This window comes from Sphingomonas aerophila (assembly GCF_014199305.1).
GTDB lineage: Bacteria > Pseudomonadota > Alphaproteobacteria > Sphingomonadales > Sphingomonadaceae > Sphingomonas > Sphingomonas aerophila.
Genome location: NZ_JACIJK010000006.1, coordinates 1 through 11,560 on the forward strand (window position 1 = coordinate 1; position 11,560 = coordinate 11,560).

The following is an 11,560-nucleotide window of genomic DNA, read 5'->3' on the forward strand; positions in this document are numbered from 1 at the left end:
GCTCATCCGTCAGCCAGTACAGGTCGCTCATCCACGCTCTCCTCACAGAGCCTGAATCAGATCGCGCCTCTCACATCAATGGGTCCTGACCCTAGTACTCGACTACCATCACGAGCGGTTCTCCGAACTGCGCGAGGCAGCACTCAAGCTGGGCTACGCACACCTGTTCATCACGACCGAGAACCGAGCGCAGACCCTCAACACGATCACGCTCGTAGTCCCGTTTTCCGCCCCGTTGGGTGTGTCCCAATATAGCCGCATCGCAAGCTGTATCGCGACCGAGTTGAGCGTCTACGGGCTGGTTGAGGGCGCGCTCGCAGCAACCCACATCGTCAACATCCATGCCACTTCACTGACCGGGTTTGAACGAGGCGAACTGCTCGACGGTGCGGCTTACATCCAGCGCACCGCTCGCATGTTCCAACGACAAGACGCTCGCCGCTTCGAACGCACGACGGCCCGCTCGGCAGCAGCGGCGCAGATCGAAACTCCCCACTATACCTGCTCCGACGACATGTTTGCCTGGCCAGTAACGAAGGCGGAGCAAGTCGCTATCCCGGCCGCTCGCCCCTTCCAAATCTCGACAATCAAGTAATGAAGTAGGGCGGACAGTTCAGAACGTGATGGGGCAGTCTAGCCCAGCAAGGGCTACTGCCTAAGCGGCATAGAATGCGGCGTCTGGTAAATACCGGATGCCGCTAAAAACAGACAGCAAACTCACTCAGTTCATGGTTTCGGCAGGCGAGCCGGTTCATGTGCGAAAGATCCTCGCCGACCAGCAGGGCATCTCAGAAGACTTGACCGGACGTGCGTTCACGCTTGGTGCGTGGGACACCGCCCGTAACATCGACGAGAAGCTAGAAGCTACTGTCCACACGGATACCACTCCGCATTACATGGAGTGGAAGCAGAACGGCTCCTTTACGACGAGGATCAAGTCTGCCGGCACCCTGAACTTCGAGATCGCCGAGCGTCTAGCCGAGGACACCAAGGAAACGCTTGCTTCGGGGAAGCTGACGGTAATCCCGTCGCATCCATCGATCGTTAGCCTCAATACGGGGCCGATCTCTCGGCACATGCTCACGATCAAGCGGCTAAACGACGCAACAAACGACAAAGACGCAGAATACCAGATTACCTACGGGCCAGCGCCCAACATCTTCCCGGTCGCACCGTCCAACACTTCTGCTCCGACGATCACGGGCACTCCCCAGCAGGGCCAGACACTCTCCGCTTTGAGTGGCTCCTGGTCGGGCACATCGCCCACCTATGCGTACCAGTGGCTTCGCAATGGCACGGCGATCACCGGAGCGACCTCTCAGACTTACACGCTCGTGGCCGCAGATGTGGGCACGGCCGTTTCCGTTAGGGTCACGGCATCCAATAGCGCGGGCAATGCGACGGCAATCAGCGCAGCGACTGGTTCAGTGTCGGCGCTTGTTGTCGCGCCCGCTAACACGGTCGCACCAAGTATCAGCGGCACTGCTCAGCAGGGGCAGGTTCTCACCGCGTCGCCGGGCACATGGTCCGGCACCTCGCCCAGCTACGCTTACGCATGGCTCCGCAACGGCACGGCAATCAGCGGCGCTACTTCGTCCACCTACACCCTCGTTGCCGCAGACGTTGGCACGACCATTCAGGTGCGTGTCACTGCCAGCAACAGCGCAGGCAATGCTACCGCGACGAGCGCTTCTACTTCCTCGGTTGCTGCCGCTCCCGCCACCCCTCCAACCTACACGTACGGGCAGCTTGGCGTCTCGCCCCAGGCGTTCACGCAAGGCGCGGCGGCCGGAACAGTCATAGGAACGATCAGCGGCAAGACCATTGGTTCGACCATCACTGTCAGCGATCCACGCCTATCCGTGTCCTCGGATGGCACCCAGCTGCTTGTTGGTCTGACTGTCAGCAACGCCAACGACGTTATCAGCGCCAACCTAATCGAAAGTGGCAGCGACGCGACCAACTCCGGTCGAGCCTCCGCAATCTCCATCACGGTCAATCCCGCACAGGCGAGCGCTGCGACCGTAGACTTTTTCTCCCAGGATATTGCTTCGGCTCCTTGGTACGCAGGTGCGACTAGCCCGAGCGCTATCCGCGACCGCGTCAGTGGCAGAACCCTAGCGACCTACGAAGCATGGGACGGACCGCTACAGAAGCGCGTCTCTAAAGTCCGCATTTTCGATCCCGCGACTAAGACGTGGTCCGCTGGTTGTCGGATGTTTGATGCGCAGATCGTTGACGACGATCACGGCGTCCCTGCCCTTGATATTGCGGACAATCGCCGAGCCTACAGCTTTGGTGGCGCACACGTGAATAACAGCCAGCTTCAGGTAGCGATGAGTGCTGCTGGTGACTTCACCTCGTGGACTGTCCAGCCGGGACTCACGCCCTCTACTTACGGTTATGACGGCCTGGCCTACCCCCATCCAATTGCCATCGGAACCAAGCTGTACTTGTACCTACGCTGCCAGAAGAACTCGACCAACAGGTTCCTTTTTGGCCTGTTGGCCGGCGACATTCAGACGGACGGATCAGTCGTTTGGCCTTCGGCTATCACTATCCTCATGGACTTCGGTGCCGATAGCCGCGTCTATGCGGTACAGCCGTTGGTGATTTCGCAATCGGGCAACGATGCGGTCATCCGTCACGCTTGTACGTTCGCGGACTCCGGCGACAACTACCGCCAGGACGCTTACTGCTTTGACCACGATACCGCAGCAGGAGTTCTGAGGGACATCACAGGTGCTTTCTCGCGAAGCACAAGCTCGCCAATGCCGCTGGCCACGGCCCGTTCGTCCGTTCGTGTCACGCAGCATTTCGAGAATAGTCTTTACGGCAACGTGCCCGCTCATACCTTCGATAGCGCTGGCAATTACCAGATTGCCTATTCGGAGTCCGCCAGTGGCAGTCTGGATACTCAGATCACCACTCCAGTAATGGAAAGGGTCCTACCCGCAGGTTCGACGGTGCTTGGCGCTCCGATCAACACGGGTGCGGTAGTCAAGCAGCGCTATGACGTGTTCAACTACGTTCCCATGCCAAACAGCCGCGTGGACATGTACTTCTGCGCTGAAGATGCTCGCGGTTACAATCGCGGTGGAGACATCGCCTACGTGAGCCGCACAGGACCAGCTGGCACATGGGGCAGCAAGGTCACCATCGCGAATGCTGGTTACTACCTGGGCCTGGATCGCGTCACCAGCGTTAAGCACAGTGACGGTTCAGTTCGAGTGCTCTGGGGTGAAAACGTCATTCCGGGCGGCGGCAGCGGCGGTGGCCTCAACGCAACTTCGGGCAACGCTCGTATCTTCGCCCGCTCGGACGCTGGTAATCTCACATACCCGTTTCAGCCGCGACCTGAAACGCAGGCGTTCGCTGCCCGACTACAAGTTCAGCCCTCCGCTACGGAGATGAAGGCGCTCGACGCACTGATCGCTTGCTACGTTGATGACGGCATCTGGGCACAGGCTGACGCCATCTATGTACCCGCATGGCTGACCCCTAACACACAGGCCATGTCGCTGAATTTGGTCGGCGACGTTTACAATATGAGCATTCTGGGCAGTGTGACTGCGCAGCAGGTGACCGGGAAGACGGGCTACGCCCTCAAGACCAATGGCGTGGCAGGTAGCTATCTTCGCAGCAGCCTAATCCCGTCTGCGGCAACGGGTCTCAAGTACGCCCAGACCAGCGCAACACTGGCCATCTACCCAGTGAGTGACGAACAAGAAGTTGGTCAGGCTATTGGCTTTGATAGCGGTGGTACGTCGGGTACGGCATTCATCGTGCCGCGCAATGCGAGCAACCAGTACTCAATGCGAGTCAACGACGTCGCTGGTTCGGGAAGTAACCTGACCGGCCCTGCCACAACCGCAATAACGATGATGGTTGCGCGTCGTCAGTCCGCTTCGCCGTTGAAGGGCCTTTACAAGGCGGGTTCACAAACCGCTACGACCTTCGTCAACAGTTCAAGTTCGCCCGTACCAAACTCAGCGTTCTGCTTGCTGGGTACGTCGGCCACTCCAGCGTCTCGTCAGATTGGATTCGCGTTCATGGGCTCGGCAATCAACGATACGAACCTGCCGATCTTTGAGGCACCAATACACCGTTACCTCATCGACATGGGCGTGCTCTAAAGAGGTACATGGCCGTCCAGACGATCCGGACGGCCATGGTCGATCAAGCAAATGTGACCTTGGTCTTGCGCCGACGGCGGTAGCCAGCGACACCACCGGCCAAGCTGAGTCCAGCGATCATCGAAGCCCAGGTAGCGGGCTCGGGCACAGGCGCAGCCATCGGAGCAAAGGTGAGAGTGCCGCTGCCGCTTCCAGTCAGAGTTTCGTCCGAGTATGGGTCGTAGCGCGCGTTGTAGATGCTCAAGCCGCCCTTAGTCCCGAACAGTTGCTGAAATGTGGGCAGGTAGTGAGGCTCGTTGCCCTTCGCGTCAGCAAAGATGCTGATAATTGGAACGGACCGACTTGTGGTAAAGCTAAACGATCCTGTGTTCGTGTTGCCGCTAATATAGTTGACGTTGTCGCCAGCGCTTGTTCCGTCTTCAAAGAAAACATCGACCATACCCCAGCCGCCCAGTAGGCCCTCAACGTCGTCGTTGTACTCGCGCTCGTAGCTTAGAGTGCCGTAGAACTTCTCGCCCGGCTGATACAGACCTTCGGCATCGTCGCCGAACACACCATTGAACTTAAGGACTACATTTTCGGCGTTGGCCACGGTTGGTGTAACCGCCAAAATGGCGGCAAGTACGTACCCCTTCATCTACTTTCCCCTGCTAAGTTCAGGGCGAAGCTAGACTAGGTTAATAACGTGTCAACTAGGATCGCCCGCTCGTCAGAAGAACTCTCGACAAATCGGAACGTATGGAGAACAAGGCGACATGACCACGCCCGATTCCTCCAGCTTCGCCCACTGCCTCCTCAATGCCCCGGCCTGGGCTCGCGTGGGGCTTACGGCTCCATCTGAGCGCCTGCGTGAAGCTGCGGCAGCAGAACTTGCGCAGACGATCATGGGCGTTCTGGAGGGCTCGCAGGGAACGTACGACGCCCGCCAGATGGCGCTGCCACTCTGACGTGGCGCCGGCCAACACGGCACTGGTCGCAAGCTGCCCATCATTCTGTCTGTTTTAGGCCCTCCATCCTGAATTGACCGGAACAAGCCCCGTGCTGACCCATTCTCGCCCACCTTGGAGGCGGAATGAATACGAGTACGAGTACGAGTGTGGGTACGGCGAAGGGCACGAGACGAAAGCTGACCGAGGGCGAGAAGCGGCTCGCTCGATCTGTCTACCGGGACAGCATCAACCTCGACGCAGTGGAAGTCCGCCGCAAGAAGTGGGCGTTCTTCCAGCCGCGACACGTCGCCATGGCTCCAAGCGGTCACATACACCTTCACCCCGATAGTCCGCTTTGGACCGAGGATTTCAGTCACGGCGGACTGGGTACGCGGGGGCTGTTCATTCACGAGCTCTGCCATGTCTGGCAGACGCAACGTGGAGTGTACCTTCCACTCGCTAGACACCCCTTCTGTCGCTACAGCTACACCATCAAACCCGGCTGGCGATTTCAGCAGTATGGGCTTGAACAGCAAGCTGAGATCGTGCGCCATGCTTACCTGCTGCGCGAAGGATACACCGTGCCAGGGGCGCCCTCGCTTGGTCTCTACGACAGCATCTTGAGCGTATTCCGCTGAGATTACGCGTTTTTAATTCGTTGCGTTTGCGCAAATACAGGGTGCACATCTGGCAGCACCAGCGCGGCGTCTATCTTCCCCTCGCCCGTCATCCCTGGTGCCGGTACGACTACGCAATCAAGCCCGGCCAGCCCTTCGCCCGCTATGGCTTGGAGCAGCAGGCCGAGATCGTTCGCCACGCCTTTTTGCTGCGTGCAGGTCAGATCGTGATCGGCGCGCCGCCGCTCCATAGCTACCGGTCTTTGCTTCCGTTCAACATGCGGTAAGCGTCGGGCGTGAACGCTTTGCTAAACCGGACGTGCTACCTGCCGGTTGATGAGCGCCACGCCAGACACGATACGCCTGAGCGCACGCCTGCCTGAACTCGATGCACTACGCGGTCTCTCCGCACTGGCCGTGGGCTTGTACCACCTGACCTATTTCGTACCGTTCATGTTGCCGGGCGCTCATCGCGGCAGCGTCCCGATCTGGTGGGGCTGCTACGGCGTCCAGGTATTTTTCGCGATCTCAGGTTTTGTCATCCTGGGCTCACTCGACCGCATCTCCGACCTTCGTGCGTTTGTCCGGGCCAGGGCCGCGCGGATCTTCCCCGAGTACTGGCTGGCGATGCTTGTTACGGCCAGCGTCACGGCGTTGCTCGGGCCGCCCTGGCTTCGCGTCGATCTCGCTACCTGGATCGCGAACCTGCCGCTCCTGCAGATGTGGACGGGGGTTGGCATGGTCGACGGGGTATATTGGTCGCTGAACGTGGAGATCGTTTTCTACGCGGCGATGGCACTGGTATGGCGGGTCGGCTGGACCCGGGAGATCGAAACGGTGGTGCTCATCTGGCTGGCACTCAAGTGGCTCCTGTGGGCCTGCCCAGTACTGCCGGTCGGAATCGAGCATTTTCTGATGGTCCAGCATGCTCCCTATTTTGCCGTCGGGCTGATCGCCTATCGCATCTGGGCGGGGCACCGGAGCCTATCCGAACAAATCCCTATCCTGGCCACGTGCGCCGCCACCGTGTGGCTGCTCGACCCGGTCCACGCCCATTGGTTGTTCGCCGCCATGGTGCCGCTGTTTCTACTGCTCGCCTGCAACCGCCTTCGTGCGCTGGACCACCCGGTCCTGCTGTGGATGGGGCGGATCTCCTACCCGTTCTACCTGCTGCACGGCGCTATCGGCTATTCCGTTATCTATCGACTATCCGCCGCAGGATGGGGGCCGAACGAGGCCTCAGCCGCGGCGCTGGTCACGGGTGCGCTGCTGGCGACCGGTCTCGACTACCTGATGCACCTTGGCCGCGGGGCCGGTTTCCGCGTTGGCAACCGTCCTGCAAAGGTCGCGCTCGCCTGAACTCTCGGCGGCTTACAGCCTAGCCTCCCCTCGCTTCGGCAAGCTGCTTCTGACGATGCCGTTCGGCATAGCCTGCCCGCTGCTCGTCGCTCCGCTGGTCGTGGCAGGCAGCGCAGCTGACGCCTTCCTGAAACAAAGGCGACGATAGATCGTCGGGCGACAAAGGGTGTTGGCAAGCGCGGCACAGGCGATGGGTGCCCGGCTCCAGGCCATGCACGACCGCGACCCGCTCGTCGAACACGAAGCACTCACCCTGCCACCGGCTCTCGGCTTCGGGCACCGTTTCCAGGTATCTCAGGATGCCGCCTTGAAGGTGAAACACGTCCTCGACGCCCTCCTGCTTCAGGAACGCCGTCGCCTTTTCACAGCGAATGCCGCCCGTGCAGAACATAGCGACCCGGCGCTTACCCGCGAGCAGAGACTCGCGGTTCTCGCGGAACCAGCGAGGGAAGTCGCGAAAGCTTGGCGTCTCGGGGTCGACCGCCCCGGCAAAGCTGCCGATCGCGACCTCGTAGTCATTGCGCGTGTCGATCACCACGATGTCCGGATCGTCGACCAGCGCGTTCCAGTCCTCGGGCGCGACATAGGTCCCGACCGTATGGAGCGGGTCGATCCCCTCCACGCCCATCGTGACGATCTCTCGCTTCAGCCGCACCTTCATGCGCCCGAACGGCATCAGCGCGGCATCCGCGAACTTGACTGATGGCGCCTCGCAGCCGGGGAATGTCCGAACAAGCGCCAGCACCGCCTCGATCGCCTCGGGGCTGCCCGCAATCGTGCCGTTGATCCCCTCCTGCGCGAGCAGCAGCGTACCCTTCACCCCGCCCGCCTCGCACAATTCCAGCAGCGGCCCGCGCAGGGCGGCCGGATTCTCGAAGCGCGCAAACTGGTACAGGGCGGCCACCCGAATGGTCGTCATAGCGCGTCGAAGTCGATCGTCTGGTGTCGGTCGAGCAACTGCGGCGCTTCGGGCATCGGGTATTTCAGACCGGTTGCGCAATTGAACAGCACGACGCGTTCATCCTCGTCCACCTCGCCGGTCCGGACGGCCTCCCTGTATGCGGCCAGGGTAGCGCCGCCCTCTGGGCACAGCAGCAACCCGTCCTTCCTGGCGCAATCATCCACCGCCTTCAGGATGGCCGGATCGCCGACGCCCACCGCCTTGCCACCGCTTTCCCGCACGGCACGCAGGATCAGGAAGTCACCCACGGCCCTTGGGACGCGAATGCCCGCGGCGATCGTGTGCGCATCCTCCCAGCGCTCGGCATGTTCTTCGCCCGCTTCGAACGCGCGCACGATCGGCGCACATCCCGACGCCTGCACCGCATACATGCGCGGCCGTTCGGGCCCGATCCAGCCAAGCTTCTCCAACTCATCGAATGCCTTCCACATGCCGATCAGGCCGGTGCCGCCGCCCGTGGGATAAAAGATTGCGTCCGGCAGCGTCCAGCCAAGCTGCGCCGCCAACTCCAGTCCCATCGTCTTCTTGCCCTCGATCCGATACGGCTCCTTGAGGGTCGAGAAGTCGAACCAGCGCCCCTGCTTCGCGCCCTCACCCACGATCGCGCCGCAATCGTCGATCAGGCCGTTGACCCGCCAGACGCGCGCGCCCTGCATCGCGATCTCGCGCACGTTCACTTCGGGCGTGTCCTCCGGGCAGAACACGATCGTCTCGATCCCGACCCGGCTGGCATAGGCGGCCAGCGCCGCGCCCGCATTACCATTGGTCGGCATGGCGATCCGCTTGACACCCAGTTCCTTGGCCATGGCCACCGCCATCACCAGCCCGCGCGCCTTGAAGCTGCCGGTCGGCAGGCGGCCTTCATCTTTCACGAGCACGTTGGGCGCGCCCGCCGCTTTCGGGATCGGGATCAGGGGCGTTTCAATCTCGCCCAGCGAGACGATATTCTCCGTGCCACGGACCGGCAGCAACTCGCGCCAGCGCCACATGTCGGTCGGGCGCGCTTCCAGCATGCGCCGTGACAGGTTGGCCTTCACCGCGTCCAGGTCATAGCGCACCAGCAAGGGCCGCCCGGCGCGCGACAAGCCTTGAAGCGTATCCGCCTCGTAGCGCTCGCCAGAAATCGAACATTCCAGGTGCGTGACAAACGTCGGTCGGTCGGTGACGAGGTTCTGGTTCATGCCTGCCGGTTAAGTCGCTGCACGTTGCTCCACAACAGGAGCTAACCTTAGCGCGAGAGAATAAATCCGATTGCGACGCTGATCGTCAGGGCAAGGGCAGAGAGCCAGATGGCCGTCAGCTTACGACCTTCTTGCCCTGACGGCAGTGAGACGGCGAAGTACTCCAGCAACGCGCCGAGTACCTCGCCCATCACCAGCGCCCTAGTCCGGCTTCTTCGCCACTCCCACCAACGCCGGGCGCAGCAGGCGGTCCTTGATCATGTAGCCGGCCTGCATCTCCGTCACCACTGTGCCCGGCTCAACATCAGCGCTCGGCACTTCCATCATCGCCTGGTGCTTGTTGGGGTCCAGTGTCGCGCCCATCGCCTGGATGCGGGTGATGCCGTTGCGGGTGAACACATTGTCGAGCTCACGGCCGGTCGCCTCCAGGCCCGTCACCAGGCCCTTCATCTTTTCGTCTTCGCGCAGATCCGCCGGGATCGCAGCCAGCCCGCGCGACAGGTTGTCGGCGACCGACAAAACGTCGCGGGCAAAGTTCGTCGCCGCATAGGCGCGCGCGTCGGCCGCCTCGCGCTCGGCACGACGGCGCAGATTTTCCGTCTCGGCACGTGCATAAAGAACGCCCTGCTTGGCTTCGGCAAGCTGGGCCTCCAGCTCGGCGATGCGAGCCTGGGCGGCGTCGTGCTCGGCCAGCTCGGGCGATGCGTCCGCCGTCTCGGCGCGCAGGTCCTCGGTCTCGGTCGTCGCAGTGGTATCGGTCATGTTTGTCCCTGTAGCCCCATCAATCGGGCAAGCGTTGCCGCGGTAAAATCCACCATGGGCACGACCCGGGCATAGTTCAACCGAGTCGGTCCGATCACGCCGACCACGCCCAGCACGCGCCCATCCTGCCCACGAAACGGTCGTGCGATCACGGAAGATCCCGACAAAGCGAACAGCTTGTTCTCCGCACCGATGAAAATGCGCGTTGCATCACCCGCTCTGGCTGAATCGAGCAGGCTTGCGATCTCCTGCTTGCCATCCAGATCGTCCAGCAGTGCTTGCACTCGTTCCAGGTCGGCCAGCGCCGCGGCATCGACCAGCCGCCCCTGCCCGCGCACGATCAGCACCGGGCGCCGCTCGCCATCCTCGCTCCACACGGCCAGGCCCCGCTCGACCAGTGCCCGCGCCGCGCCATCCATCGCGGCGCGCCCATCGGCCAGTTCGCGCTCCAGTCGTTGCTTCGCTTCGGACAGGGTCAGTCCGGCAAGCGTCGCCGACAGGTAATTGCCCGCTTCCACCAAAGCGGACGGTCCCATGCCTTCGGGCAGCGCCACGACCCGATTCTCTACCGCGCCATCCTCGCTGACGAGCACCGCCAGCGCCTGGGCAGGGGACAGCGAGACGAACCCGATCGAGCGCAATCGCATCTCACGCTTGGGCACCAGCACCAGCCCGGCGCAAGCGGACAAGCCCGACAGCGCCGCCGCCGTGGTCGCCAATGCTTCCTCGACCGGGCCACCGCTGCTGGCCCGCGCCTCAATTGCAGCACGCTCCTCCGCCGATGGCTCGGCCACCTGCATCATCCCATCGACGAACAACCGCAGCCCTCGCTCGGTCGGCATTCGGCCGGCGCTGGTGTGCGGTGCCGCGAGGAGGCCGCGCTCCTCCAATTCCTGCATGACGCCCCGAATGGAAGCGGGCGACAGGCTCAGGCCCGCCTGTTGCGCGATCGTGCGTGATCCCACCGGCGCGCCGCTGATCAGATAAGCGTCAACCACCGCGCGAAAGATGTCGCGCGCCCGGTCGTTCAGATCAGCGATCGGCAAGTGAGCCATGCTGGGCAATCTAGGACGCGCCTAGCGCCCCGAAAAGCCGGATCGGTCACCAATGAGAGCCGCAATCGGCAGCGTCGCGGGTGCAGCGGCCAAGGCTTCGGCAATCGCCTGGTTCTCCCTTGCGCAGCCTCGATAAAAGCGCAGCGACCGTGCACCCTGCGTTCCTTGCCAGCGAACATTGACGCTCGGCATGTCCGTTGGCGCATTGGCGCAGCCTGGCGAACCGGGCTCGATCACCCGGTCCCTCGTGGGCCGCGCGGAGGCCAATGCGGCGGCAAAGGCGCGAACCTGTTCGGGCGTCGCCTGAAAGCGCTGTTTGCCCCGCGTCGTCGTGAACATCTGCCCGTCAAAGATGCCCTGGCCATCCGGGCCGACCGTCACAGTGTAAACGGGGCAGCTCCCAAAGCAGCGCTCCGTCGAATAGCTGATGGTTTCAGCGCCGACCTGGTCGCGTCCGTGCGCGCATCCCGCCAGGGCCAGCGCCGCCGCTCCAATCACCAACCACCGCATCATCGCACTCCCTTCGCTCACCACTGGCGCGCCAGTTCACGCCCGTCTAG

The 11,560-nt window shown here is 62.3% G+C and carries 12 protein-coding genes and 1 pseudogene; 6 read left to right on the forward strand and 7 right to left on the reverse strand.

Features of this window, described 5'->3' with window-relative positions; translation table 11 throughout:
- Nucleotides 1-241: 241 nt before the first annotated feature.
- Both FHS94_RS09950 and FHS94_RS09955 read left to right on the forward strand, forming a co-directional pair.
- Complete coding sequence (locus FHS94_RS09950) at nt 242-595, forward strand: hypothetical protein (RefSeq protein ID WP_221234699.1); 354 nt, start codon at nt 242-244, stop codon at nt 593-595.
- A gap of 133 nt (nt 596-728) precedes the next feature.
- Entirely contained in the window at nt 729-4,136 is a 3,408-nt protein-coding gene (locus FHS94_RS09955) for a hypothetical protein (protein ID WP_221234700.1), read from the forward strand.
- A gap of 43 nt (nt 4,137-4,179) precedes the next feature.
- Here the strand turns inward: FHS94_RS09955 and FHS94_RS09960 are convergent, their stop codons facing one another.
- On the reverse strand, nt 4,180-4,773 hold the full coding sequence (locus tag FHS94_RS09960) for a PEP-CTERM sorting domain-containing protein (RefSeq protein ID WP_184057364.1): 594 nt from the start codon (nt 4,771-4,773) through the stop codon (nt 4,180-4,182).
- Between the two features lie 118 nt (nt 4,774-4,891).
- On the opposite strand from FHS94_RS09960, the gene FHS94_RS09965 reads away from it, so the two are divergent.
- From FHS94_RS09965 to FHS94_RS09980, 4 genes and pseudogenes are all read left to right on the forward strand, one after another.
- Nucleotides 4,892-5,083, forward strand: coding sequence for a DUF6771 family protein (locus FHS94_RS09965; RefSeq protein WP_184057366.1), 192 nt, complete (start codon nt 4,892-4,894; stop codon nt 5,081-5,083).
- 149 nt (nt 5,084-5,232) lie between these two features.
- Nucleotides 5,233-5,703, forward strand: coding sequence for a vgr related protein (locus FHS94_RS09970; protein ID WP_343055233.1), 471 nt, complete (start codon nt 5,233-5,235; stop codon nt 5,701-5,703).
- Between the two features lie 44 nt (nt 5,704-5,747).
- A pseudogene (locus FHS94_RS19405) lies at nt 5,748-5,969 on the forward strand (vgr related protein); the annotation flags it as partial.
- A gap of 49 nt (nt 5,970-6,018) precedes the next feature.
- Entirely contained in the window at nt 6,019-7,041 is a 1,023-nt protein-coding gene (locus FHS94_RS09980; RefSeq protein WP_184057373.1) for an acyltransferase family protein, read from the forward strand.
- Between the two features lie 19 nt (nt 7,042-7,060).
- Here the strand turns inward: FHS94_RS09980 and trhO are convergent, their stop codons facing one another.
- Genes trhO through FHS94_RS10010 form a run of 6 tightly spaced genes read right to left on the reverse strand, consistent with a single transcriptional unit; the run spans nt 7,061 to nt 11,510 of the window.
- Complete coding sequence (gene trhO / locus FHS94_RS09985; RefSeq protein WP_184057375.1) at nt 7,061-7,960, reverse strand: oxygen-dependent tRNA uridine(34) hydroxylase TrhO; 900 nt, start codon at nt 7,958-7,960, stop codon at nt 7,061-7,063.
- Nucleotides 7,957-9,183, reverse strand: coding sequence for a threonine synthase (locus FHS94_RS09990; protein ID WP_184057377.1), 1,227 nt, complete (start codon nt 9,181-9,183; stop codon nt 7,957-7,959). The genes trhO and FHS94_RS09990 overlap by 4 nt, the downstream gene beginning before the upstream one ends.
- A gap of 47 nt (nt 9,184-9,230) precedes the next feature.
- Nucleotides 9,231-9,374, reverse strand: a complete 144-nt coding sequence (locus FHS94_RS09995) for a hypothetical protein (RefSeq protein ID WP_184057379.1) — start codon at nt 9,372-9,374, stop codon at nt 9,231-9,233.
- 10 nt (nt 9,375-9,384) lie between these two features.
- Nucleotides 9,385-9,945, reverse strand: coding sequence for a nucleotide exchange factor GrpE (gene grpE / locus FHS94_RS10000; RefSeq protein ID WP_184057381.1), 561 nt, complete (start codon nt 9,943-9,945; stop codon nt 9,385-9,387).
- Nucleotides 9,942-11,000: a heat-inducible transcriptional repressor HrcA gene (gene hrcA, locus FHS94_RS10005; RefSeq protein WP_184057383.1), complete on the reverse strand. Its 1,059-nt coding sequence runs from the start codon at nt 10,998-11,000 to the stop codon at nt 9,942-9,944. Before hrcA ends, grpE begins: the two co-directional genes overlap by 4 nt.
- A gap of 21 nt (nt 11,001-11,021) precedes the next feature.
- On the reverse strand, nt 11,022-11,510 hold the full coding sequence (locus tag FHS94_RS10010) for a DUF6438 domain-containing protein (protein ID WP_184057385.1): 489 nt from the start codon (nt 11,508-11,510) through the stop codon (nt 11,022-11,024).
- Between the last annotated feature and the right edge of the window lie 50 nt (nt 11,511-11,560).